This window comes from Rathayibacter sp. AY1D9 (genome assembly GCF_002932395.1).
In the GTDB taxonomy this organism is placed as follows: domain Bacteria; phylum Actinomycetota; class Actinomycetes; order Actinomycetales; family Microbacteriaceae; genus Rathayibacter.
The window spans coordinates 56,842-80,963 of the sequence record NZ_PSVQ01000011.1 but is presented as its reverse complement, the minus strand read 5'-3'; the positions used below and the strand labels follow the sequence as shown (position 1 = coordinate 80,963).

The window sequence follows — 24,122 nt, the reverse complement described above, 5'->3', positions numbered from 1 at the left end:
CCGTCCCTCCCGTGGAGGAGTCGCGCGCGGAGCGGACGTCCGGTCCTGCTGAGTCCGCAACCGACGAGGCCCACGCGTCAGCGGAGGAGCGGAGCGTTGCGAGCGAGTCGGCCTCCTCCGCCGACGCGGCCGGACCGTCGTCGAGCGACAGCGACAGCGACTCCGACGCCGCGCCGCCCCGTGCCCCCGCCGCTCCGGTCGGCCTGTGGCCGGGGGAGCCCGTGCTGAGCGCGACGCCCGCCGCCGAGGAGGCCGGCGGCGACCTCCCGAAACCCGCGGACGACTCCGCTCGGGTGGAGGTGCAGGACGCCGACGCCGACCGCGGAACGGTCGTGGAGCCGGAGCGCTCCTCCGACCGCGACGGCGTCTCCGCCGAGGGACGGAGCTCTCGGGGCGGCGACACGGGAGTCCCCGACGCGGGAGCCCGCGCCGTGGGAGCGCCCGAGACGGATGCCCGCGAGGCGAGTGCCCGCGAGACGGGTGCCGGTGGGACGACTGCCCGCGAGACGAGTGCCTCCGACGCGGACGTGTCCGACGAGGACGACTCCGACGAGGACGCCTTCGACGCGTTCTTCGCCCCCCTCCGCGACGACAACGCCGACGGCTCCGGCTCCGACGCCTCCACCGATGCCGGCCGCACCGAGGTGCACCGCCGCGGGGCGGACTCCGTGCGCCCGGTCCTGCCGCACACCGACCCTCCCGCCGACCTGCCGACCGCCCCCGCCGGACTGCGCAGCGCGCACCGGCCGGACGACGAGCCCGATGCCGGATCCTCGGCCGACGTCGACCCGGCGGGCCGCTCCGGCGTCCCCTACCCCGCCGACGGACGCCCGGTCGGCGCCACCCCTCCGACTCCGCGCGAGCCGACTCCGCCCGCCGTCTACGAGTGGCCCGACCCGCGAGGGGACTGGGACCAGCCGCCCGTGTGGGAGCAGGTCGTCGCTCCGCAGGACGAGCCCGACGATGACGGCGGCGACGAGGAGCTGTGGCGCGAGACCGCCGGCGCCTACTCGTGGAACCTCGAGCCGGCCGCCGAGCCCGCCGACCGCGCCGAGCCCGCGCCCTTCCGCACCGCTCCCGCGGCCGCCCACGTCAACGCCGCTCCGCCGCGGAAGCGCCGCTCCGCCCGGTCCCGACCCGAGAGCCGCGAGCGCGACTCGGCGCCCGCCGGAGCGCCCGCATGGCGCACGCTCAGCCGACGCCGGCTCCTGATCGGCCTGATCGCGGCGGGTGCGGTGATCCTCCTCGCCGGGCTCTTCGCGATCGGCATCGCCGTCGGGAGCGCCGGCGGCCGAGCAGAGCCGCAGGCCGTCCCGGTCGTCAGCGAGACGCCCACGGCGGAGCCGACCCCCTCGCCCACGCCGACCGCGACCCTCCCGACCGTCGGACCGCTGCCCGTCGGCACCTGGGCCTGGAGCGCGCTCCTCGGCGGCGAGTGCGTCGAGCCCTTCGACTCCGTCTGGGCGGAGGAGTTCACCGTCGTGGACTGCGCGGGGGCCCACTCCGCCCAGCTCGTCGCCACCGCGGAGCTGACAGACGCGGTGTTCCCCGGCCAGGACGCCCTGGCCGTCACCGTCTCCTCGCTCTGCCAGGCGCAGGGCGTCGTGGACGTCGCCGCGGCCGAGACCTACGGCGACGTGCAGGTCGCCGGTGCGTTCCCCGTCACCCAGGAGCAGTGGGACGCGGGCGAGCGCAGCTACTACTGCTTCGTCGACCGGGCGGGCGGCGGCGAGCTGACCGGCTCCCTCGCCGGCACCCCCGCGGCCTGACGCGCGCCGTCGCTCGGGCCTCGGAGGACGCCGCCGGGCACCGGCCCGGTGCACCCGGCCGAGCCGCGGAGCGCCCAGTAGGATCGCTCGTCGTGCAGGAGAACGAGGCGACCCCCGCGACCGGACCCACCGCCTCCGTGGAGCTCACCACGAACGGCGTCGGCCCCTGGCAGGGCGAGCGGCCCGAGGACGACCGCCTCGACCCGGAGCTGCTGGAGCGTGGCGACGCGCGCAACGTGGTCGACCGCTTCCGCTACTGGCGGATGGACGCGATCGTCGCGGAGCTCGACCGCACGCGGCACCCGTTCCACGTCGCGATCGAGAACTGGCAGCACGACATGAACATCGGCTCGATCGTCCGCAGCGCGAACGCGTTCGGCGCGGAGGGCGTCCACATCGTCGGCCGGCGGCGGTGGAACAAGCGCGGCGCGATGGTCACCGACCGCTACCAGCACGTCCAGCACCACGAGACGGTGGCCGACCTCGTGCAGTGGGCCGCGGAGGCGGACGTGCCCCTCCTCGCCGTCGACAACGTCCCCGGCTGTGTGCCGCTCGAGACCTACCGGCTCCCCGAGCGCTGCCTCCTGCTGTTCGGGCAGGAGGGACCCGGCCTCTCGGAGGAGGCGATCGCCGCCTCGGAGGCCGTGCTCGAGATCACGCAGTTCGGCTCGACCCGGTCGATCAACGCCTCGGCGGCGGCAGCCGTCGCGATGCACGCCTGGGTGCTGCAGCACGTCCGCTTCTGACCCCCGCGAGCCGCGGTGCCGTGTCAGGAACCGGCGCCCGGCCCGCTGCCGGGACTCAGACCGCTGAATCCGGCGGGAACTCCGACTCCAGCGGCTCCGACGACAGGAGCTCGTGCACCCCGCTCAGCACCTCGTCCGGGCGGAACGGATAGCGCTCGATCTCGGCCTCGTCGCTGATCCCCGTCAGCACCAGCACGGTGTGCAGGCCCGCCTCGATGCCCGCGACGATGTCGGTGTCCATCCGGTCGCCGATCATCCCGGTGTTCTCGCTGTGCGCGCCGATCTTGTTCATCGCCGAGCGGAACATCATCGGGTTCGGCTTGCCGACGACGTACGGATCCTTACCCGTCGCCTTCGTGATGAGCGCCGCGATTGCCCCCGTCGCCGGGAGCACGCCCTCGGCGCTCGGCCCCGTCGCATCGGGATTGGTGACGATGAAGCGCGCACCCGCGACGATCAGGCGGATCGCCTTCGTGATCGCCTCAAAGCTGTAATTGCGGGTCTCGCCCACGACCACGTAGTCCGGCGCCGTCTCCGTCATGATGAAGCCCGCCTCGTGCAGCGCGGTGGTGATCCCCGCCTCGCCGATCACGAACGCGCTCCCGCCCGGCTTCTGCGACGCGCAGAAGTCCGCCGTCGCCAGAGCGCTCGTCCAGATCCGCTCCTCCGGCACGTGCAGCCCCGACCCGCGCAGCCGCGCCGCCAGATCCCGCGGCGTGAAGATCGAGTTGTTCGTCAGCACCAGGAACGGCGTGCCCGAATCGGTCCACTCCTGGATCAGCTCGGGCGCGCCGGGGAGCGCCTTGTTCTCGTGCACCAGCACGCCGTCCATGTCCGTGAGCCAGGCCTCGACTTCACTGCGGTTCGTCGCCATGGGTCGATGCTATCGGCGGCACCCCCGCGCACGACGGCGACGACCGGCGAACCGCCCGGCTCCCTCCGCTGACGCCCCTGTGGAGGGACGACCGTCGTGCGCCGGACGGCCGGACCCCGGACCCGCACAGCCGCGAGCGGGATAGCCTGGGAGGCATGAGTGGCGAGAACCTGCTGGGCCCCGAACCGACCCTCCTCCCCGACGAGCCCGCGGTCACCGCGGCCCTCGCGAAGCACGCGAACCCGGGAGCCGTCGAATTCGCCGCCCTCGCGGCCGCCCACCCGCGCTCCCCGCTGGCCTGGGCACTGCTCGCCGACAGCGTCTGGGGCATCGACGCGGCCCTCCCCTCCTACGCCTACGCCCGCGTCGGCTACCACCGCGGTCTGGACCTCCTGCGATCCGCCGGCTGGCGCGGCCAGGGTCCCATCCCGTGGCGCCACGGACCCAACCGCGGTTTCCTCCTCGCCCTCTACGCCCTCCGCCGCGCCGCCGACTCGATCGGCGAGACGGAGGAGGTCGCGCGACTCACCCATTTCCTTCAGCAGGCCGATCCCGCCGCCATCGACGAGATCGAGCGCTATCACGAGGACGCGCTTCCCCCCACTGCCGCCATCGTCATCCTCGGCAACGACTAGGCGGCGCCGGGGACGCGGTCCCGGGGGCGTCGGGCTCGGAGGCCGGCCCGGAGGGCTTGAGGCGGAGTCGCGATCCCGTCCACCCGCAGTCCTGCGCATCGTCTCCTGTCGGCGTGCCACCCGCCGGCGAGGATCCGGCGGAAGCCCGACCGCTCAGGTCCTCCTCGTCCCTTCCCCTGGGTAGTGTTCGCTCCTGTGACGCTCTTCTCGGACCTCCCCGTCCTTCCCGTCCTCAGGCGCGCACGCGAGCGCGATCGCCTCGCGTCCGCGGAGGCGGGCTGCTGGGCGTGACACGGTCGGCCGGGGAGGCTCCGGTGAGCCGGTGGCGCCTGCGGGTCGCCGGGACCACGGCGGTCCTCGCCTTTCTGCTCCTGCTCGTCTGCGCCGATCCCTTCGGATCGGACTCCTCGCGGCAGTTCGTCCGGATCGCCCGCTCCCATGATCCGACTGGTCTCGTCCACGCCCTGGGTGGAGAAGGGATCGCAGTCTGCGCTCTCGCCTCACCGGCTGCAGCGGCGGCAGCCGCGCTGGTGGCCTCGAGCAGCCGTCGCCCCTTCGTCCCCGCACTCGGAGTGCTCGCGCTGCTCGAGGGGGCGTCGACCGTCGAGATGATCGTCACTCCGCCGTCGGTCGGTGGCGTGCTGTACGGCCTCCTCTCGGTTCTCGCGGGCACGGCGGTCGGGGCGCTGGTCGGCACGATCCTCCGACGAGTCGTCCCGAATCGATCCGCCGCACGCTCACTGCGGATCCTCTGGCGCACGTGGCTCGCCGTCCTCCTCGCCGTCGCACTGCTCGCCGCGGTGGCGGTGCCCCTCTTCGTCCGCCCCGTTCTCGATCCCGTGGGGGGAGCCGATGCGCTCGTGGTGCTGGGTCCTGCTACTGATCGCAGGGTCGGCCGTGCGCTCGCTCTGCTCGAGGAGCACCGGGATGTCACCCTCGTGCTCTCGACTCCGCGCCTGGAGAACGGTTCGTTCGCCCGAGCCGAATGCGATGCCGGCGAGGAGGTCAGAGTCGTCTGCTTCACTCCCTCCCCGTTCACTACGGGCGGTGAGATCTCCGAGCTGAACACGCTCTCCTCGGAGTACGACTGGACCTCGGTGGCACTGATGACCTCCACTCCGCATGTGACCCGGGTCCGCACGATCGCGTCTCGCTGCCTGCGCACACCGTTCTCGGTCGGCTCGGTCGACGAGCCGCGGCGGGTGAGCGAGTGGACTCTGGCGGTGGTCTATCAGGTGCTGGCGTTCGGCAAGCTGCTGATCCTGCAATCCTGTGAGAGCGGCCGCTCGTGAAGAAGGATCCGCACCTTGGGCCCCCCTTCTAGGGGCGGAACCATGGATCCGCGTCGTCGTTCCAGGAAAACGACAGAGTCTCCTCTGCTTCCCTCCGCGGTCGGGGGGTGCGGCCGTCGACAGCCGATGGCGGGATGATCCGAGCATGAGGAGATGACGACGACTCTCGAAACAGGACCCGGATCCCGCCGCACGTTCCTCCGCTACGGAGGGGCCGCGGCCGCGGCCGCCGTCGTCGCCGCACCCGCCGCGGAAGCCGCGGACGAGACTATACCTGCGACCCGCGTCAACGGAATCCACAACTACCTCGAATTCACCGGGACCACTGACGAGGACAAGCTCCGCGCCGCGATCGACTATTTCGTCGCCGCTCGCCAAGAGGTCACGTTGACGATCTCGAAGAGCTTCAAGATCACGCGCACCCTCGTGATCGACTCCTCGTACATCTCGCTCGAGTTCACCTGCGGTCCGCTGAATGCGACCGCCATCACCAGCGGTCCTGCTCTCACGGTGATCGGCAGTGCCACGTCCGGCTACCCCAACAACAGGGCGGCGATCACCGGACTCCGTCTGCTAGGGCCGGGAGCGTCCGCGACGGCCAGCACCGGAATCCTGTTCAACACCGACAGCACGACTGCCGCCACCACGCGCGGGCTCGGACTCTGGGGCCTGGAGATCTCGGGCTTCGGGACCGGCGTGTCCTTCGAGAACGATGCGTTCCTGATCAGCTTCTACAACTTCCACATCTTCCGCTGCAGGACGGCCGTTTCCATGCCCGCAGGCAGAGTCAACTACGGCGAGAACATCAAGTTCATCGGCGGTGGTATCGGCACCAGCACCCTCGGCGTCTACAACGCCAACCCGAACGGCGAGCTGCACTTCGTCTCGACGTCGATCGACTTCTGCGTGCAGGCCGTGAAGGTCGACGCGGGTCGGGTGATCCTGCACCAGCCGCATATCGAGATCAACGAGAGCGGCGCGAACTCCACGCTCTCGCAGTTCGTCACCGGGTCGAGTACAGCTGCGCAGATCTCGATCTCAGGCGGACACCTCTTCTTCCATCAGGTCCCGGTGGCCAACTACCTCTTCGAGACCACTGCAGGAGGGTGGGGCGGCGGAATCCAGGTCCATCAACTGTCGATGTTCAATACGCAGATGAAATCGGGATATCTCGCCGGTGGCACTGCGAAGGTCCGTATCAGCCAGCACGTCACCTCGGACGGGAACGGCAGCGGTTCGGGGCAGGGGTCGATTCTGCATTCGAAGGCGGCGAACAAGCTCGTCGACGGGAACTTCTCTCTCGCAGCGCCCGTCGACGCGTTCCTCAACGGCGCCGACGCGACGAGCCGCACCACCAGCCCGTCCATGACGCTGACCACCAGCGGCAACCAGCTGCTGATGACCCGAGTGGCCGGCGGTCCCGGTCCGGCGGTCTCCATCGACGTCCCCGTCACAGCGGGGCTGCTGTACGGCGTCGACTTCACCATCGCGGGATCCACGTCGACGGGCACGATGTACGTGTCCGAATCCTTCGTCGCCGTGACCGGCGTGTCCTCGTCGGGGATCCCGATCGTCGCTCGGAGCAGCGCTCGCCCGGTGTCGAATCTCGACCTCGCCGGCGCGAACGCGCAGGCTCCCTTCCGCAAGACCTATCAGCAGACGACCTGGAACCGGGTCGCTCCTGCGTGGGCGACGCACTTCCGGCTGCGGTTCACCTTCGGATCGGTGACAGCAGGAGTGACTCGCTTCTCGGAGATCGTCATCACCGAACTCTGACGGGGGCGGCGGGTGACGGACCTCGAGAAACCCGACTGGTAGCGTCAGACCATCCCTCGCCGGCCGAGGTCGTCCGCTCCGTCGCCGAAGCGGGCGTGTCGCGGTCCGATCACAGGCCGTGGTGCCCTCTCCCAGGTCGTCTCGTGGTGCCCGGGGCGGTCCGCCGAAGAGACGAACGAAGGAGAAGCACGCGAATGATCCGGGCGCTCTTCTCCGTGAAGGACTTCTCCGGCTCGAGCAACCCCTACATCGAGCTGCTCGTCGGTTCGTTCCCGGCGTCGGTGGAACCGGTCGCGTTCACCTGGCGACGTGCCCTTCTCGGGCGCTACGACGTCTTCCACGTGCACTGGCCGGAGTACCTCTTCCGTGCCCCGCGCGGCCCGCGCCGCTGGCTGAAGTCCGCCCTCGCCTTCGGGCTCATCGCCCGGCTGCTCGCGTCGGGGACGCCGGTCGTCGTGACGATGCACAACCTCCGACCGCACGAATCGGGCAGTGCCGTCGAGACTCTCCTCGCGCGCTGGCTGGACCGTCTCACGGACGTCCGCATCTATCTGAACGAGTCCGACGAGAACGACCTGGACCGGGGAGTCGTCGTCCTGCACGGCGCCTATCCGGAGTCGGCCTCTGTCCCGGGCCCCCGTGAAGCGGGTCGGCGCATCCTGTTCTTCGGGCAGATCCGGCCCTACAAGGGACTCGAGGAGCTGATCGCGGCCTTCAGCGCACTCACCGACGGCGAACTCGTCATCGCCGGCGCGGCCGCTGTCCCCGAGTACGCCGACGAGGTGCGCAGAGCGGTCGGAGCCGACGGTCGCGTCCACCTGCGGCTCGGCCACATCGACGACGCCGAGCTGGACGAGCTCCTGGCAGGCGCGGACCTCGTCACCCTGCCGTACAAGTACCTCTACAACTCCGGAGCCGCGCTGCTCGCCCTCGGCGCGCGGAAGACGATCCTGGTCCCGGCGACCGGATCGACGCGGGCCCTCGCCGCGGAGGTCGGGAGCGGCTGGGTGGAGCTGTTCGACGGCCCCGTGTCGCCGGCGGCGTTGGAGGCGGGCCTCGAGCGAGCGCGCCGGCACGGAGAGAGGGAGCGACCCGACCTGTCCAAGCGCGAGCGTTCCCTCGTGGGAGCGCTGCACGGCGCCGTGTACGAGGCGCTCGTCGCTGCAGGCCGAGGTCGAGGACGAGGCGGGAAGGGGAGGAGAGCGGCGACGCTCGCTCGCCTCCGCGCAGACCCCCGCTTCCTCCGGCATTCCGAGCTGAATCGATGAACGAGCCGCAGGGAGTCGAATGAGGCGTTCAGCGCCGAGCCGCCGTTCACGTACCAGGACTACTTCGAGGGGACAGGACGGACCGGGTCGGAGTACACCCTCTTCGATGATCTCGACTCCGCCGTGGCTCACGCGACGCGGATCCGGCTGCACTCCTAGACGCCCGCTGGCTGCGTGGGATCCGGCGCCCCTGCTGGACGCCTTCCCGATCGACCGCTGGCGGCGCTGAGGACGGGCCGTCAGCGCCGCACTCGGCGCGGTGCCGCCAGCACCGCGTCGAGCAGCTGTGCGAGGTCGGCGGCGCGACGGTGCCAGCCGTACTGCTCCGCGTAGACCGAGCCCTCCCGGTTGGGTCCCGACGCCGCAGCCTCCAGCGCGGACCGCAGCCCGTTCTCTGCGCCCGCAGGGTCGTCGTAGAGCCAGACGCCGGGGGCGGAGCGGGCTCGCAGTGCAGGGGAGGCGGACGAGACGATCCTGAGGCCGGCGGCGAGGTACTCGAAGTACTTCATCGGGCTGCGACCCGCGTTGCCCGGGTCGTCCGAGAGCGGGAGCAGCCCGACGCGGGCGCTCTTCAGCAGCGCGGGCGCCCGGGAGTAGGGCACGGCGCCGAGCAGCTCCACGTTCGCGGGCAGCGTCTCCACGTTCTTCGGGAGCGGACCGGCGAGTCGGAAGGGGACGTCAGGGAACGCCGAGGCGAGCATCCGGACTCCTCCCCAGTCGAAGCGGCGGTCGAGCGCCCCGAGGTAGACGACTCCCGCACGCTCGGCACCGAGACCGTGGAACCGCTCGTACTCGACTCCGTTCTCGAGGACCAGCGTGCGCTCTGGCGCGGCCACTCCCTCGGAGACCACGCGCAGCACCGGCTCCGACGTGGCGACGAGAGCGTCCGCCCGCTCGAGGAGCTCGATCTCCGCCGCCCGCATCCCCGGTTCGAAATGAGCGTCCGTGGGCCGGTAGACGACACGCTTCGGCTGCAGGAGCTCGAGGAGCGGCACGCCCATCAGGGGCTGGTCGACGATGAGGACATCAGGACGCATCGCCCCACTGGGCGCCCGCCAGGGCCGCAGCGGCACCCGCAGAGACGGCGTCCGCATCCGCGCCGGGAGCGATCCCAGTGGGGCGACGGTGAGCGGTTCGGCGTGCACGACGCCCGCCGCGTCCGTGCGTGGACCTCGCAGCGCAAGACCGAAGCGGGCCCGCACGGTGGCGTCCCGCAGGCGCCCCGCGTGCAGGAGCGAGGACGGCGTCGAGACGTGCGTCACCGTGTTCCCGAGGCGCGAGAGCTCGCGAGCCAGGTGGTGGCTCCCCACTCGGAAGACCCCGACCTCGGCGGTGTGGCTCGCGAAGACGATCTTCACGGGCGCCCGACCGGTCCGGAGGCGTCGACGAGGAGGTCGACGAGTCGTCCTCGCTGCATCCGCAGCGCCGACACGGAGTCTCCGACGCGCCTCCAGTAGTCGGACGGGTCCTCCCGCAGCTCAGCGATCTGGTCGCGGATGAGCGAGAGATCGGCGTCGAAGGCGTTGTGCACGAACCGGTCGATCCCGAGGTCGTCGTAGGCACCCCATCCCTTCCGCTCGTAGCTCAGATGGACACTCGGAACGCCGCTGCGGATGGTCTGGATGCTGCCGTGCAGCCGGACCGAGACCACGACCGCCGGCCGATCCGCGACTCCGCTGCCGACCGCGTCGCGGAGCAGGCGGAATGGCCCTTCGTGGCCGAGCCGCTCGTAGAACTGCGGATCGTTGTTGCCGCGAGCGGTGGCTTGAGCGAGCAGCTCCGACTCCGGATCGCGCGCGAGGACGTCGATCCGCGACTCGTAGGCGGCACGTCGCGACCGGCTCGAGGACAGCGCGCGGGCGACGATCCCGACGGGCCCGGGAGCTCCGGCCCGCACGACGGTCCTCGGATCGAACTCGTCGGGGAGGCCCAGAAGGGCCATGTCGGGAGCGCGGTGCACGTTCGCGAGGCCGGACAGCTCCTCGACGGAGCGGTCGTCCCGAGCGAAGACCCCGACGGCGCGGGCCAGTCGCGCCGCGATCACACGGCGGGTCCCGAGATTGAGCGGCCCGATGCTCTGCGGAAGGTAGACGAACGGAACGCGGTCGCTGCGCCGGGGCATCTGGACGAAGTTGGTGCACATCATCTTGACGACTTCGACGGGATTCTTGGTGCGGAGGTAGCCGCCCCCCACGCCGACGACGAGGTCGGACCCGGCGATCGCCCGGGCGTAGCCGGCGCTCCGGCGGCCGGAGAGCAGCGCGACCCCACCGCGTCGCAGCGTCTCGAGGCTGCCGATGCTGCCGCCACGGCCGGTGAGGGGGTGCAGGACACTCTCGTAGAGCTCCTCGTCGAAGCTCGCGGGATCGAGGGCGACGAGCGTGATCTCCGCCGTCGGCAGGGCCGAGAGGACCAGCTCCCGCGCCTCCTCGACGAGCAGGCCGTCGCCGGAGTTGGTGGTGCTGTAGGCGTGGACGATCGTGACCCTCACCGCGCGGCCTCCTCGAAGACGCGAGCATGCGCTGCGATGGAGTCCGACCAGTGGAATCGTCGAGCGTTGATCAGACCCCGGCTCCGCAGGTCGTTGCGGAGGGACGGATCGGCGACGATCTCGCGCATGTGATCGGCGATCGCCGTCGCGCCGATGTCGGTGAGCGTCAGCGCCGCGCCGCCCGCCACCTCGGCGAGCGACCCGCGATCGCTGCAGATGACGGGAACGCCGCACGCCATGGCCTCGACGACCGGGAAGCCGAAGCCCTCGTAGGTGGAGGGGAAGCAGAAGGCGAGCGCTCCCCGGAGCAGCGGGACGAGCGCCTCATCCGGTACGCGGCCGAGGTAGCGCACGCCGCGGGTTCCGCGGACCGCCTCGAGGATCGCGTCGCTCTCCCACGCCGGAGCGCCGGACACCAGGAGCGGCACCCCCGTCTCGTCGAAGACCTTCGAGGCGGCTCGGCACAGCTCGATGATGTTCTTGCGGGGGTCGAGGTTGCCCGCGTAGAGGAAGTACGGGCCGTCGATCCCCAGCTCGTCGAGCGCGACGGAGTCCTGGTCGGTGGAGCGGGTGTTGAACGTGTCGTGGTCGATCCCGTGCGGGATGGTGACGATCTTCCCGGCGGCGTCGGGTGCGACAGTCGCGATGTCCCGGGCGGAGGAATCGGAGACCGTGATGATCGTGGTCGAGAGTGCTGCGAGACGCGCGACGCGCAGGCGCCACAACCGGTCGGAGCTCCGGCTGCGCACATCGTCCACGTGGAGTGTCGCCAGCCCGTGGATCGTGCCGACGATCGGGAGGCGGCTCGGAACCAGCGGCCCCGTGTCCGCGGGGAAGTGGAGGACGTCGATCCCGGAGGGGCGGAGCCTCGGCAGTACGAGTCCCTCATAGGCGCCGTAGACGGCGCTGCGGGCTCGGCCCCCCTCGATCGGAGGTCGGGACAGCACGTGCTGCACGCCGTGTCCGGCGAGCCCGCTGTAGACGGTGCGGGCGTATCGGGTGTTGCCGCCGACCTGTCTGTCGAGGACACGGGCGGAGACGAGCACTGTCGTCATGGCTTCCTCCTCCGAGGGGCGGTCGGCAGCAGGCCGAGGTAGAGCCGCTCGAGCATCTGCGACTGGTGCTGCACGGTGTTCAGGGCGAGGGCGTGCTCGGCGGCGGCGACGAGACGGGAACGGGCCGCCGGGTCCTCCAGATCGCCCCAGTACGACGCCACATCGTGGGGGGAGTGCGCGACCAGGGGCAGGCCGAGGCGATCGAAGGCGGGGATGTCCCGCACGACGAGGGCCAGCCCCATGCCGTGCGCCTCCAGAACGGCCATCGGCATCCCCTCCCACTGCGCGCTGTGCAGGTACACGTCGGCATCGCCCAGTCGGCGGAGCGCCTCGTCGCGGCTGAGCCAGCCGGTGACGTGGACGCCGGCCTGGTCGAGGGCGGTGCGGTGACGCCCCTCGCCTCCGCCGATCCACGTCGCGTCGACGGAATGGCCGGCGGCGCGCACGGCCTCCACGGCCTCGGCGAAGAATCGGGGATCCTTGTGCGTCGAGAGCCGACCGGCGCCGACGAGGCGGAGAGGCCTCGGCCCGCCGGGGCGAGTGGCGGGCGGGAGCGAGGCGGGCACCGAGTTGGGGACGTGCACGACCTCCGCCCGGCTGAACGGCCACCGGCTCAGACGGGCCTCGCGAGCTGAGCAGGCGGCGAACACGGTGGTGTTGAAGGCGAGGACGCCCTCGAAGACCCGGAACGCCGCCCGGGCGGGCAGCGGGAGGTCTCGGCGCTCGAAGCCGTAGCAGTGCGGCGTGTAGACGATCGGACGTCGCCGGCCCGCCCGGACCGCGAGGCGCGCGTACGCTCCGCCGAAGCTGGAGTGCGCGTGCACGACAGCGCCCGGCATTCCGGCCAGAACCGTTCGCAGAGCGCGGACTCGGGCGACGTGCCCTGTCGGCAGCGCCGTCACGCCTGCGAACGACGCGAAGGCGCTCTCCGGTACCGGAGAGTCCTCCCGCGGTGAATACACGAGCCTGTGCTGGAAGGCGGGCGTGGCCGCTACGTAGTCGCTGATCGCCGACGCGGTACCTGCGCCGAAGCTCTCCGTCACGTGCACGATCGTGCGCTCGCCTTCGCGCCAGCCCTCAGCGAGTGTGGATCCGCTTGTCAACCGTTCGCGCCCTTCCGGCTTGGCCGAGCCGTGGAAGGCTCCGGTCCCTGTCGATGACCATCGGACAGGATCCCTCACCGACCACGCGGTCCGTCGGCATGACTCCGTGAGCGATCCTATGTGCTCCCGGCCGACGGTATGAGGTCGAAAGGGGACCACCTCCGGGGGACCGGGACCGTGGTTAGTCTGTAGTCCTACAGAGCTGAACGGAGCTGCTGCAGGAGACGATCGATGCTCGATCACGTCGGAGATGAGGCGCGCGATGGCTCGAGGGGGCGCTGCGACCGCGACGACGCGAGAGGGCGCGGCGCGTCTGGATGTCGTCCAGCGGCTTCTGTTCCTCGCCATCGTCTTCATGCCGTTCCAGCAGGCGCTCACCATTCAGGTCGGCTCTCCGCTGAAGATCACCGAGATCGCCGTCATCCTGGCCATCGGCTTCTCCGTGATCACCGTCCAGAAGGACCGGTACACGCCGGTGGGACGGGAGATCGTGCTGGGGCTCGGTGCGCTGGTCGTTCTGGCGACGATCTGGGCATTCCTGTTCAAGCAACCCGAGGTTCCAGCCGCCTACGGCTATGACCTGGGCTTCACCAACGACATGATCCTCTACTGCGGATACGCTCTGCTGGCCCTCGCGGTCTGGTGGTACGTCGGCCACCGACTGGGATTCCAGGACATGGAGCGGGCTCTCTCGATCGCCGTCCGCCTCGCTTTCGTCTTCTGCGCGATCCAGCTGGCCCTCCACCTCGCCGGGGTCCCGCTGCCCGCTCTCCTCAACTCGACGATTCAGATGGGGGCGACCTTCGGCGTCAGCCTGCCGAGGAACGGCCCGTTCCTCGAGGGGAACTACCTCGGTTTCTTCGCCGGGATCGCGCTGTTCGCCTGCCTGCGCCGTCGCGACCGCATCGGAATCGCCGCCGCCGTCGCCTGCCTCGTCTACTCGCAGTCGACGTCGGCACTGATCGCGACCGTCTCTGCGGCGGTCCTCACGGCGACGCTCCGCCCCCAGCGGGGAGTGGGAGTGCAGATCTTCAGCGTCGGCGCGCTGGGCGCGGTGATCGTCCTGCTCGTTCCCGCCCTGCAGCGCTTCGTCCTCGCGCAGCTCTCGAAGCTCGGACTGGGCACAGGCGCCGTCGACGTCGGCACCCGCTCGCTGAACGTCCGATCCCAGTCGTCGAGCACGGGCTTCACCATGGCCGCGGACAATCCGCTGTTCGGAGTCGGACCCGGCCGGTTCGGCGTGTGGAGGACCGACTACTCCCAGGCGGTGGCGGGGCTCACCTCGAACGGCGCCTCTCGCGGTCTCGCGAACAACGTCTACGCCCAGCTCGCTGCCGAGACCGGAGTGATCGCCCTGGCCCTCTTCGCCGTCCTCCTCGTGATGCTGATCGTGCGGGGATATCGGCGCAACGGGACGGCACTGGGTCTGGGGGTCTTCCTCGCCGTCGCTCTGGCCTCCGCCCCCGCGTGGACCGCCTTGACCGTGTGGATCGCGCTGGCGTACGCCGCATCGCTCGCCTCCGAGTCGCTGCCGGCGACGACCTCGATCGCCCGGTCCGGCCTCGACTCGGAGCGACGGGCAGCGGCGGTGTCGCGATCCATGGCGGTGCGTCCGGCGCCGTCCACCGGTCGGCACCGGCAGTTGTCGGATCGACGGTGAGCTCCGCACCCGCGACGACCGAGCTCTCCCTCGATGATGCGGTACACCTCGCACACGCCCTCACCGCGCACCTCTCCTCCACGCACGGGCTCCGCGCCCTGTTCATCAAGGGGCCCACCGCCCATGCACAGGGCATCCGCACGAGACGCGTGTCCAGCGATGTCGACGTGCTCGTCCACCCGGCGGACGTCCAGCGCCTCGTCGACCTGCTGGCCGAGCGCGGATGGATCCCCCGGCCCGACCGCCCGGCCCCGCGCGCGTACCCGGTGCACTCCGTGACCCTGTTCCATCCGCAGTGGACCTGCGACATCGACGTGCACGACCGCTACCCCGGATTCTTCGCAGAGCCGGAGGAAGTCCTCGACGTGCTGTGGACGTCGCACCGGACCGTGACGATCGCGCACAGGAGGGTCGCTGTGCCCTCCCCGGTCGCGGGCGCGGTCGTCGTCGCGCTCCACGCGCTGAAGGATCCCCTCCTTGCCCGGAGCACGTCCGAGCTCGAGTCGGTCATCGGGTTCCTCAGGGGCGCGAGCGAATCGGACCGGGAGGCGCTGCTCCTGCTCGTCGAGAGCACCCGCAGCGCCTACCCCCTCCGCCCGGTGCTCCACGCCCTCGGGCTGGACGTGCCGGACGACCTGGCCGTGCACGAGCGCCGGTTGTGGGATCTGCGGGTGGCCGGAACGGGGCGGTCCAGCTATCACTGGGCGCTCGCCTTCGTCGAGGCCACAGGGAAGCGGCGCATCGTGCTGATCGTGTCCGCGCTGACGACCGTGATCGGTCTCACACGCCGGGCGCGCCGGAGGGCTGCGGAGACGGGGATGGTCCGCTTCGATCGGCCGTCGTTGTCAGATCTGCGGGCGTTCCTCGGGCTCGTGCGCTCGCTCGCCGCCGATCGTCGACGCCGTCGCCGAGAGAATGCGACCCACTCGTGACCACCGTCGATCCGGGAGCTCTGGATCACGCCGTGTGGGCGCGATCCGATCAGCTGGCCTTCGTCGAGGACGACGCGCAGGCGGTGCTGCTGAACCTGTTGTCGCCGTTTCCCGTGCCCCTCGTGCTGAAGGGCACGGCGCACGCGATCTGGAGAAGGCTCGAGCATCCGTCCACGACCGTCGAGATCCTCGCGGGGCTCGCCGACGAGTTCGGCGTCCCCCGAGAGGTCCTCGAGGAGGACGTGCTCAGTTTCCTCCTGGAGCTGAGCACAGCAGACGTGGTCCACAGGCTGCCCTCGCGCTGAAGGTGAGACATCGTGCAGCAGTGTGCGCCGTGCGGGGGGTGTGAACGGCGGTCGTGACGGCGGCCTTTCCTCCGTACTGTTCGGGAATGGGAGCATCATCGCGGGATCGAGGACGACGGGCGCTTCTGAGCCTGACGGCGGCAGCGGGCGCGGGCGCCGTGTCGGCGGTGGCGACGGCCCCCCCGGCGACAGCGGCCAACGCCTTCCCGGACGCACGGCTGGACGGCTTCCGGGACTCGACCGAGTTCCCGGGAGCGACTGCTGAGCAGCGGCTCCGGGCCGCTCTCGACGCGGCTCACGCCCTCGCGACCGAGTCCTTCCTGGTCGTCTCCGAGCCCGTCGTGCTGACAGCACCCTTGACGATCGACCTCTCGCGTGTGTCGATGGAGTTCGCCGGAGGCGATGTCGATGCGACGGCGGTGTCGGGATCGGCGCTCGTCCTCACCGCCTCCGAGGCCTCCGATGATGCGCCGCACACGCGCGTGAGCCTGCGCGGACTGCGCCTCACGGGTCCCGGCCGAGCGGCTCCTGGATCCGTCGGCCTCGAGCTGTCCTCGGCGACAGGCGTCCGAGGCGCAGGACTGTACGGAGTGGAGATCATCGGATTCGAGACGGGTGTCCGGTTCGGTCCCGGCGCCGAGCATCTGCGCCTCTTCCACGTGGCCGTGGAGGAGTGCGGCACGGGCGTCCTGGTCGCCGGCACTGCCCCTGGGTCGAATCTCGCGATGGTCGGCGGTTCTGTGCGCTCGTGCACGACGGGACTGTCCTCCGCGTCGACCAGTGGCGAGCTGCACACGACGTCGCTGGCCATCAGCGGATGCGATCGCGCGGTCGAGGCTTCAGGGGGTGCCGTCACGCTGCACGCTGCGACCGTCCGCCTGACCCCGGCGAGCACGGTCAGCGCGTTCTCCACCGCTGCGACGACGACGGCCAGGATCAGCATCAACGGCGGCACGGTCTCCGCCGCCGCCCCGCTGGCGGCGGCCACAGTCTTCGAGACGGCTCACAGGAGCTGGGGAGGCGGGATCGTCGTGACGAGCACCTCCTTCCGCAACGTCGCTCCGGCATCGGGCTACCTCGTCGGAGGGACCGGACTCGTCCGGTTGGCGGACGTCTCGATCCTGGACGAGCCCTCCGTCGTGCCGACCTCGGTTCTCGTCCACCGCGCCGCGAACCGGCTCGTCGATGGAGCCTTCGATGTGGGCACGGTCGCGGACGCGTACCTGGACACTCCGGACGCCACCTCTCGGAGTGCGAGCCCGTCGGCCACGCTCGCCGTCGCGTCAGGGCGGCTCCTGGTCCGGAAGACAGGCACCGGACAGACGAGTCTCTCGTTCGATGTGCTCAGCAGACCCGGGCGGGTCTACGCCGCCGACCTCGTCATCGGACAGGCCGCTGCGAACGGGTCGATGATCGTCTCGGAGTCCTTCGTCACCGTCTCCGGTCGTGACGCCCGCGGCATCCCTGTCACCGTCCGCTCGGAGCCCGTCTCCTCGACGACGCAGTCGATGGCGGCGATGGCCGCGGCACTCCCGTTCCGGGTAAGACCCGCGACCGGCGTGGATCGCCAGGCGCCGTCCTGGGCGTCGCATTTCCGCGTGACCGTCGGCCTGAACGACCCCGCCGCGGGAACGGTCGGCATCGACGACGCGGTCGTCACCGAGATGTGAGGACCGGCCGCTCGCGCGGTGGCCCGATGCGTCAGTGGGCGCCGCCTCCGGGGGCGACGACGGCCTGCACGGTTCTCGCGAGCAGCGCGAGGTCCCCGGTGAACGACCAGTTCTCCACGTAGTAGAGATCCAGTCGGATGGCGTCCTCCCAGGAGAGCGTCGACCGCCCGCTGACCTGCCAGAGCCCGGTCATGCCCGGCTTGACGTTGAGGCGCCGGCGCGCGGCTTCGTCGTAGAGCTCGACTTCTCCCGCCACCTGCGGCCGCGGCCCGACGAGCGACATGTCGCCTCTCAGCACGTTGAAGAGCTGAGGGACCTCGTCGATCGAGTACTTGCGCATGAAGCGTCCGATCGGTGTGATGCGAGGGTCGTCAGTGATCTTGAACAGTGGTGTTCCGGACGTTCCCTGAGCGGCGAGCAGCTCGGCGAGCTGATCATGAGCGTTCACCACCATCGAGCGGAACTTGATCATGCCGAAGGGCTTGCCGTTGATGCCGATCCGCGTCTGGCGATAGAACAGGGGCCCCGAGCTCGTCAGCTTGACGGCCAGTGCGACCGAGGCGATGAGAGGCATCAGCACGGCGATGAGGCTCAGCGATCCGACGATGTCGAGGGCACGCTTGCGGGCCTGCTTGCTGCCCTCGAATCGAGGTGTCTCGATGTGCACGAGAGGAAGGCCCGCCACCGGGCGCATGTGGATCCTCGGTCCGCTGATGTCGGTGAGGCTCGGCGCCATGACCAGGTGCTGGCGCCTCGGCTCGAGACTCCAGCTCAACTGTCGGATCTGCTCGGGTGGCAGGTGGTCGCTGCTCGTGATGATGACGGTATCGGCGCCGGTCCGGTTCAGGATGCCCGGCACCGCATCCACCGTGATGTTCTCGAAGACAGGCACCCCCCACCCGCTCACCCGATCGCTGGCCAGATCCTCGGGGATGCACACGCCGACAACGAGATACCCGGCCCCGGTGGCGCGGACGAGCTCGCGGTAGATGTGCTCGACGCTCCGTGGCGAGCCGACGAGGACGACGGAGGAGGAGTACCGGCCCGCGCTCCGCTGCTGCCGCAGCCACACCCTCCAGGCTCCGCGTCCGAGCCAGAGCAGGACGAGGCCGAGCGGGAGCGCGGTGATGATGTACCCGCGGGCGAAGCCGATCTGGCCGAGGTAGGCGACGCACGTGATCACGGCGAACAGCAGGAGCGTCGCATCGAGGATGCGCTTGTACTCCGTCACCTCTCCGCCGAGGACACGGTCTTCGCGTGTGGCGTAGAACTTCAACAGGGCGGCCCACAGCACCACGATCATCGAGGAGACGATCCAGTAGTTCGCGAGCAGGCCCGCGATCTCCGGCTGATGGCCGGCCACGAACAATTCTCGGCTCTCCACTCCGAACCAGAAGAACTGACTGCTGAAGACCGAGAACACGATGACGAGGACATCGGTGATGACGAGTTTTCTGGCCACTGCTCGGGACCAGGAGCTCCGGCCCTTCTCGGAGGAAGAGCTCTTCGTGGAAGTGGGTGTTTGCAGTTTCACCGTGTGAGCCCTGTCTGCGACTGACCGCTGTTCTCTCGCATAAGCGACCTGCCCTCAGCGTAGTGGTCGGGCGTCGTGCTCCTCCGTCCTGAGCGAAGCTCCGCGCAAAGGCCCCTCCTAGGGGATGCTCTCGGCTATTCCGACTATTCCCCGACGATGAGGACGCGCTCGGACCTCCGTTGTGCGCCGTCGACGACCGCTCGGACGTCGGCGGCGGAGACGTCCCGAGCACGGGGAGTCGAGGTGGTTCGGCGGGTCGGATCCGTCGGGCGGCTCAGGTCTCTCGGCTCGCGCGGTCGGCGCTCGTGCGTCCGGTGCTGATGCGGTGTCGCGGCGTCCCGCCGCTGTCGATGGGGCGTGACGCGCAACGGCAGGAGAAGACTCGGGAGAGGCGCCGCGAGAGCTCGCGAGGGGAGACCGGCGGACGATCGTCGGGCACCGACGGCGGGCACGTCGTCGCCGGCAGGGACGAGCAGGACGCTTCCGCTGCCGGAAACGACGACGGCACACTCGTGCTCATCGAGACGGACAGGTGCTGCGCCGGAGTGCTCCTGGGCGTGGAGCCGAGATCGGCGCATGCGTCTGCGGTCATCGGCTCCGGCCACGGCCGCGGCCAGGCGCCCGTGGTCGGGCGCTCCGGGGGCGAGTGCCTCGCCGGCGGACGATCCTGCCTCGACGGGGAGCTGCTCGGAGCCGATGACGAGCCGTGTCACGGCTTCCCGGGGCGCTTCCGCTCTCCGTTCAGGACGTCGCGGATCGCTCGGGTCGTGTCGGGTTCGGGCCGGTGAGCGCGACCGGGGATCGAGGCCCTGTCCCCGTCCGCCCGAGCCGGTCGTCCTGTGAGCGAGGCATCCGCTCGCACGAGCGGGTCCGGTGACGTCCTCCCTCGGTGATCGAGGGGAGGACGTCACCGGACCCGCGAGTCCTGCTCGGGGGGCGCGCCGTCGTCAGGGCGCCCCCTGGTGATCAGCTCAGCCGCAGAGTGCCGCGCCCGCCACGTAGAACGCGCGGATGCCGATGTTCGGCGTCGAGGCCGACGCCACGCTGGTGACGTTCGTGATCGTGACGACGGGGCTGCCGGTGCTGTTGCTGTCCCACGTCCCGGGGTTGCTCAACGGGGTGCGGTAGTACTGGTTGTTGTCACCGATCACGTTGATCCAGTTGCCGCCGATCTCGACTCCGAGGTCCTTCGCCGTGCGTCCGGCCGGAAGTGCGGTGAGCTGGGTGCCGTCCTGGTCGAACACAGCGGCCGTCGTCGCGAAGATGCGACGCGTCGCGCCGAAGACCTGGGTGTCGGCGGCGACCTGACGCAGCTCGGTGACTGTGGCGAGGACCTGCGTCCACGGCGACCAAGACGCTCCGGCCTCGATGGTCTTCGTCGCCTCCCATGCCGTCCCGTCGGTCGCGACGAGCGACACCCGCCACAGGCTGTCGTCGCTGAACGACACGGCGATGTCGAGGACAGTGCGGCCTCCGGGCGCGGCCGCGAGCGCGACGCCGTCCCAGTCGTACACCGTGCTGCCGCTGGCCGAGAACAGGCGGGCTCCGCGGTCGCCGCCGGCGATGATCAGACCGTCATCCGCCGCGATGCTGGTCATGCCGATGCGGATGGGGGTCGTCGTGTCCCACTCGTAGAAGCCGCCGGAGGGGGCGGTGTGCGAGTAGACGTCGCCGTCCTGGGAGACGACGTAGCTCAGGTAGGTCGCAGACGCAGCCGTGTCACCGACGCCGGTCCACGCGACTGCGAAATCGACCACAGTGGTGACAGCTTCCGGCATCTCGGACTCGACATTGTTGCGACGTCCGCGGAAGGTCGAGGTGCGGGTGCCGCTGGTGCCGTTCACGATCGCTGCGGTGGTCACATCGGCCACGGGAACGGTCGGCTGGGCCGGATTCACCACGCCTGCTGTGGTGGCCGTGATGGTGCCCGTCTGGCTGACTCCGGCGGTGGCGAAACGCAGACCGTTGAAGCCCTCCAGGAGGAGGCTTCCGCCGGCACCCGTGAACAGCGTGCGAGGTGTGGCCGTGCCGTCGTACCAGCGCAGCGCGGTCGGCAGAGTCACCGTCACCGCGATGCCTGCGGCGGCCGGAACTCCGGAATCGCTCACCTGGAGGTAGGCGTTGAACGGGTTGCAGCTGCTCGTCGTGTAGGAAGTAGTGGCATCGCCACCCTCCTGGTCGACGAAAGCGACCGTGCGCACGGTCACCGGGGCCGATGCGGCGGCGAGCGGCGCACCGATCGCCGCGACGACGACGGGAGTGGTCCATGCGGCCGCCTGCAGGACGGTCCGGCGGCCGGGAACCGCATTGCGAGCCGGAACGGGCGAATCAGAAGGGGACGTGTTCGACATAATATGCCTCTCTGGTTGGACGAATGGCCTGCGGATCTTCAACGAACGACCTGAGCCGTAGACGGCAGACGTTCCCTCGGAAGATCCACTGCTCATGTCGCAGCGTCCCGAGAGTTTTTCCGCGACGATTGATTTCGCGAGAGGGCTGTCCTTCCCGCGGCAGGCCTGAGACTACTGCACACCAAGTAATTCCACGCAACGGGGTTCGACGATCTCGAGACAGATGAGAGAGGCTCCGAAACGGCGGCGGAACGACTATCCGCCTCACTCCGAGGTCGCCCTGTTCTGCCGCAAGAGAGATGATTGATCGACAGGTGAGGCGCAGAGCCGTCTCCCGCTTGTGTTCCTTCTCTCTCCTGGCGGATCGATCGGGCCGTGAGTCCGGCCGGATGAGGCGCTCCGGTGTCGGCTGCCCGGATGCGTCTCCCCGCTCGCTTTCCCGCCCGAGGAACCCCTACAAGGCCGATCGGAGGATGGCCTCTACGGCCTTCGTGATTCCGTCACCAGGCGCGCACGGGCAGGACCGCCTCCCGAGGGCGTCCTCCTCGTTCAGGTGCAGCGTCTCCGTCGGCTGCACGGCCTCGTCGTGATCCGACTGATCGGCCTCACCTCGGCCGGGCGCGGGCTCGTTCGCGGATCCCCGGCGGCGAGAGGAGGATCGCCGGCGCATCCGCAGTCGCTCATCGACCCATCAGGACGTCCGCTCCGTTCCGGCTCCTCCGACGCTGCCGTCGCGTCGTCCGACCTCGGCGCCGGAGCGGCGGCGACGGGCGCCGCTCCGATGGGACTCGGGTCGGGTCCGGTGAGCGGGCGCGTTCCGCCTCCGGCGCAGTCGGGTGCGGGAGGATGATCGGATGGACGACACGGCGGTACGGCGGCTCCTCGAGGGGCTCGCGGGGGCGGAGGCGAGCTTCCCGTTCGGCCCGGGCACGCGGGTGTGGAAGGTCGCCGGGAAGGTCTTCGCGCTCGAGTCGGAGCGCTTCGAGCGCCCCGTCGTGAGCGTCAAGGCGCTGCCCGAGAACGTGGTGCACCTCGTCGCGGGGGTCGAGGGCATCGAGCCCGGGTACCACCTGAACAAGAAGCACTGGGTGACCGTCGATGCGGGCGGGGCGGTGGAGTCCGGGCTGGTGCTGGAGCTGATCGAGGAGTCCCACGCGATCGTCGTCGCCGGACTGCCCAAGCGGCTCCGGCTCGCCCTCGGCGGCACCGCCGCCGGCTCGCTGAACGAGGACCGCTGAACGCCGCCCGCCCGGCGCCGCCCTGCCGCAGCGCCCCCGCCGCGGCAGAGGCTCGCGGGGCGCGGCCTACAGGCCGTAGGAGCGGAGGTACGCGGCGGTGTCGTGCCAGCCCTCGACGGCGAAGCACTCGACGCCCATCGCCTTGACGGGGTAGTCGTTGCCGTCCGGGTCGAGGCGGTCGCCGACGAAGATCATGTCGTCGAGAGGGATGCCCGTCAGCTCGGTGAGCTTGTTCATCCCGTACGCCTTGTCGATGCCCTTCCGGGTGATGTCGACCGACGTCGAGCCGCCGGAGCGGACCTCGAGGTCGGGGAGCACGGCCTGCACGTTCTCACGGAGGGTGTTCTTCTTCTCGCCGTCCGGGTCCCAGGCCTGCTTGACCTCGACGGGCGCGGACTGGCCGAGGGCCGAGAAGGTGATCTGCGAGTCGCGGTCCTCGAGGATCGGGCCCCAGGTCTCGGACTCCCAGTAGCCGAGCTCCTTCGCCTTCTCCTCGACGGCGGCGAGCGCGCGCGACTTCTCGTCCTCGGTGAGGTTCTCGGCGTAGATCTGCGCCCAGTCGCCGTTCTCGTACCGGTAGTACTGCGTGCCGCAGGTGGGCATGAGGTGCAGCTTCGCGAGCACCTCGGGGTCGGCGCCCTCGAGGCGGTCGAGCACCTGCATCCGGAACTGGCCGATCTGGCCGCCCGAGATGATGCACACCTCGGTGGCCTGGAGCAGCTTCACGAAGAGGTCGGCCATCGCCGGGTCGACGGGGGACTTCGAGGCGGCGAGGGTGTCGTCGAGGTCGAAGGCCATCAGGCGGGGCAGGGTGCTCATGGAACTCGTTTCACGGTCTGCGGACGGGGCGGTAACGAGGATACGGGGCGCCGCCGGAACGCGCGCGCGGTCGGCGCGAGCGGGCTCCGAGCGCAGACTGGGGGGCATGACCGCCGCCACAGCGCCCGACGGAGGACGCCGCTCCGTTCTGCGCACTCTCGCCCGCATCCTCCTGGGCCTGCTGCTCGTCACGGCCGGCACGGCGCACCTGACGGTCGCGCGTCAGGCCTTCCAGGCGCAGGTCCCGCCGTGGCTGCCGGCCGACCCGGACCTGGTGGTCGTCGCGTCGGGCGTCGTCGAGATCGCGCTCGGGCTCGCGCTCGTCGTGCTCGTGCGGTGGCGCGTGATCGTGGGAGTCGTGGTGGCCGCGTTCTTCGTCGCGGTCTTCCCGGGGAACATCTCGCAGCTGGTGACGCGGACGCCGGCGTTCGGCCTCGAGACGGACGCGGCGCGCGCGGTGCGGCTCGTCTTCCAGCCCCTGCTGGTGGTCTGGGCGCTCTGGTCGACCGGGGCGTTCTCGGCCTGGCGGGCCCGCCGGTCGCGACGCCGCGGGGACTGAGCCGCCGGTCCGCGGCCCGATCGTCCCGCGATCCTCCGGAACGGC

General features: G+C 70.5%; 20 protein-coding genes. 12 read left to right on the top strand and 8 right to left on the bottom strand.

Annotated features, from left to right (window positions below):
• Positions 1-1,769: septum formation family protein (locus C5C50_RS17170; protein ID WP_219814085.1), on the top strand; the 1,769-nt coding region annotated here is incomplete at its 5' end.
• A gap of 92 nt (positions 1,770-1,861) precedes the next feature.
• Entirely contained in the window at positions 1,862-2,515 is a 654-nt protein-coding gene (locus tag C5C50_RS17165) for a TrmH family RNA methyltransferase (protein ID WP_104225722.1), read from the top strand.
• Positions 2,516-2,570: 55 nt separating this feature from the next.
• Here C5C50_RS17165 and C5C50_RS06950 read toward each other — a convergent pair whose 3' ends face one another.
• Entirely contained in the window at positions 2,571-3,389 is an 819-nt protein-coding gene (locus C5C50_RS06950; RefSeq protein WP_104225721.1) for an HAD-IIA family hydrolase, read from the bottom strand.
• Between the two features lie 155 nt (positions 3,390-3,544).
• Between C5C50_RS06950 and C5C50_RS06945 the strand changes: the two genes are divergently transcribed.
• The 4 genes from C5C50_RS06945 to C5C50_RS06930 all read left to right on the top strand — a co-directional run bounded on the left by C5C50_RS06945 (position 3,545) and on the right by C5C50_RS06930 (position 8,360).
• Positions 3,545-4,024 (top strand): DUF3151 domain-containing protein, encoded by a 480-nt coding sequence (locus C5C50_RS06945; RefSeq protein ID WP_104222800.1) that lies wholly within the window; start codon positions 3,545-3,547, stop codon positions 4,022-4,024.
• A 314-nt stretch (positions 4,025-4,338) separates the two neighbouring features.
• On the top strand, positions 4,339-5,316 hold the full coding sequence (locus C5C50_RS06940; protein ID WP_104269030.1) for an ElyC/SanA/YdcF family protein: 978 nt from the start codon (positions 4,339-4,341) through the stop codon (positions 5,314-5,316).
• Positions 5,317-5,469: 153 nt separating this feature from the next.
• The gene (locus C5C50_RS06935; protein ID WP_104273163.1) at positions 5,470-7,092 is read left to right on the top strand and encodes a twin-arginine translocation signal domain-containing protein; all 1,623 of its coding nucleotides are present in this window, start codon (positions 5,470-5,472) and stop codon (positions 7,090-7,092) included.
• 194 nt (positions 7,093-7,286) lie between these two features.
• Positions 7,287-8,360, top strand: a complete 1,074-nt coding sequence (locus C5C50_RS06930) for a glycosyltransferase (protein ID WP_104222797.1) — start codon at positions 7,287-7,289, stop codon at positions 8,358-8,360.
• 239 nt (positions 8,361-8,599) lie between these two features.
• On the opposite strand, the gene C5C50_RS06925 is transcribed toward C5C50_RS06930, so the two are convergent.
• From C5C50_RS06925 to C5C50_RS06910, 4 genes are read right to left on the bottom strand one after another with little or no spacing between them, the layout of a single operon-like run.
• Positions 8,600-9,718, bottom strand: a complete 1,119-nt coding sequence (locus C5C50_RS06925; RefSeq protein WP_104260947.1) for a glycosyltransferase — start codon at positions 9,716-9,718, stop codon at positions 8,600-8,602.
• Complete coding sequence (locus C5C50_RS06920; RefSeq protein WP_181133899.1) at positions 9,715-10,851, bottom strand: polysaccharide pyruvyl transferase family protein; 1,137 nt, start codon at positions 10,849-10,851, stop codon at positions 9,715-9,717. Before C5C50_RS06920 ends, C5C50_RS06925 begins: the two co-directional genes overlap by 4 nt.
• Complete coding sequence (locus C5C50_RS06915; protein ID WP_104225715.1) at positions 10,848-11,906, bottom strand: glycosyltransferase family 1 protein; 1,059 nt, start codon at positions 11,904-11,906, stop codon at positions 10,848-10,850. Before C5C50_RS06915 ends, C5C50_RS06920 begins: the two co-directional genes overlap by 4 nt.
• Positions 11,903-13,357: a glycosyltransferase family 4 protein gene (locus tag C5C50_RS06910; protein WP_258067694.1), complete on the bottom strand. Its 1,455-nt coding sequence runs from the start codon at positions 13,355-13,357 to the stop codon at positions 11,903-11,905. The genes C5C50_RS06915 and C5C50_RS06910 overlap by 4 nt, the downstream gene beginning before the upstream one ends.
• Between C5C50_RS06910 and C5C50_RS06905 the strand changes: the two genes are divergently transcribed.
• From C5C50_RS06905 to C5C50_RS06890, 4 genes are all read left to right on the top strand, one after another.
• Positions 13,272-14,669, top strand: a complete 1,398-nt coding sequence (locus C5C50_RS06905) for an O-antigen ligase (RefSeq protein WP_181127877.1) — start codon at positions 13,272-13,274, stop codon at positions 14,667-14,669. The two genes, C5C50_RS06910 and C5C50_RS06905, sit on opposite strands and share 86 nt — an antisense overlap.
• On the top strand, positions 14,666-15,601 hold the full coding sequence (locus tag C5C50_RS16670) for a nucleotidyltransferase family protein (RefSeq protein WP_181027180.1): 936 nt from the start codon (positions 14,666-14,668) through the stop codon (positions 15,599-15,601). The genes C5C50_RS06905 and C5C50_RS16670 overlap by 4 nt, the downstream gene beginning before the upstream one ends.
• Positions 15,598-15,906, top strand: coding sequence for a PqqD family protein (locus C5C50_RS16905; protein ID WP_181027179.1), 309 nt, complete (start codon positions 15,598-15,600; stop codon positions 15,904-15,906). The genes C5C50_RS16670 and C5C50_RS16905 overlap by 4 nt, the downstream gene beginning before the upstream one ends.
• A 167-nt stretch (positions 15,907-16,073) precedes the next feature.
• On the top strand, positions 16,074-17,576 hold the full coding sequence (locus C5C50_RS06890) for a hypothetical protein (RefSeq protein ID WP_146076940.1): 1,503 nt from the start codon (positions 16,074-16,076) through the stop codon (positions 17,574-17,576).
• Between the two features lie 31 nt (positions 17,577-17,607).
• On the opposite strand, the gene C5C50_RS06885 is transcribed toward C5C50_RS06890, so the two are convergent.
• Both C5C50_RS06885 and C5C50_RS06875 read right to left on the bottom strand, forming a co-directional pair.
• Positions 17,608-19,038, bottom strand: a complete 1,431-nt coding sequence (locus C5C50_RS06885; protein ID WP_258063295.1) for a sugar transferase — start codon at positions 19,036-19,038, stop codon at positions 17,608-17,610.
• Positions 19,039-20,081: 1,043 nt separating this feature from the next.
• Entirely contained in the window at positions 20,082-21,461 is a 1,380-nt protein-coding gene (locus C5C50_RS06875; protein WP_146085869.1) for a hypothetical protein, read from the bottom strand.
• An 854-nt stretch (positions 21,462-22,315) separates the two neighbouring features.
• Here C5C50_RS06875 and C5C50_RS06870 point away from each other — a divergent pair.
• Positions 22,316-22,699: an MmcQ/YjbR family DNA-binding protein gene (locus C5C50_RS06870; RefSeq protein ID WP_104222787.1), complete on the top strand. Its 384-nt coding sequence runs from the start codon at positions 22,316-22,318 to the stop codon at positions 22,697-22,699.
• Positions 22,700-22,765: 66 nt separating this feature from the next.
• Here C5C50_RS06870 and C5C50_RS06865 read toward each other — a convergent pair whose 3' ends face one another.
• Complete coding sequence (locus tag C5C50_RS06865; protein WP_104225711.1) at positions 22,766-23,518, bottom strand: HAD-IIB family hydrolase; 753 nt, start codon at positions 23,516-23,518, stop codon at positions 22,766-22,768.
• A 106-nt stretch (positions 23,519-23,624) separates the two neighbouring features.
• Between C5C50_RS06865 and C5C50_RS06860 the strand changes: the two genes are divergently transcribed.
• Complete coding sequence (locus tag C5C50_RS06860) at positions 23,625-24,077, top strand: DoxX family membrane protein (protein ID WP_104225710.1); 453 nt, start codon at positions 23,625-23,627, stop codon at positions 24,075-24,077.
• Positions 24,078-24,122: the final 45 nt, after the last annotated feature.

Bases quoted from the DNA above. Each gene is read 5' to 3' on its own strand.
- C5C50_RS06950 (WP_104225721.1), bottom strand. From the start codon at position 3,389: ATGGCGACGAACCGCAGTGAAGTCGAGGCCTGGCTCACGGACATGGAC.
- C5C50_RS06945 (WP_104222800.1), top strand. From the start codon at position 3,545: ATGAGTGGCGAGAACCTGCTGGGCCCCGAACCGACCCTCCTCCCCGAC.
- C5C50_RS06935 (WP_104273163.1), top strand. From the start codon at position 5,470: ATGACGACGACTCTCGAAACAGGACCCGGATCCCGCCGCACGTTCCTC.
- C5C50_RS06930 (WP_104222797.1), top strand. From the start codon at position 7,287: ATGATCCGGGCGCTCTTCTCCGTGAAGGACTTCTCCGGCTCGAGCAAC.
- C5C50_RS06915 (WP_104225715.1), bottom strand. From the start codon at position 11,906: ATGACGACAGTGCTCGTCTCCGCCCGTGTCCTCGACAGACAGGTCGGC.
- C5C50_RS06905 (WP_181127877.1), top strand. From the start codon at position 13,272: ATGGCTCGAGGGGGCGCTGCGACCGCGACGACGCGAGAGGGCGCGGCG.
- C5C50_RS06910 (WP_258067694.1), bottom strand. From the start codon at position 13,357: ATGGCGAGGAACAGAAGCCGCTGGACGACATCCAGACGCGCCGCGCCC.
- C5C50_RS06875 (WP_146085869.1), bottom strand. From the start codon at position 21,461: ATGTCGAACACGTCCCCTTCTGATTCGCCCGTTCCGGCTCGCAATGCG.
- C5C50_RS06870 (WP_104222787.1), top strand. From the start codon at position 22,316: ATGGACGACACGGCGGTACGGCGGCTCCTCGAGGGGCTCGCGGGGGCG.
- C5C50_RS06865 (WP_104225711.1), bottom strand. From the start codon at position 23,518: ATGAGCACCCTGCCCCGCCTGATGGCCTTCGACCTCGACGACACCCTC.
- C5C50_RS06860 (WP_104225710.1), top strand. From the start codon at position 23,625: ATGACCGCCGCCACAGCGCCCGACGGAGGACGCCGCTCCGTTCTGCGC.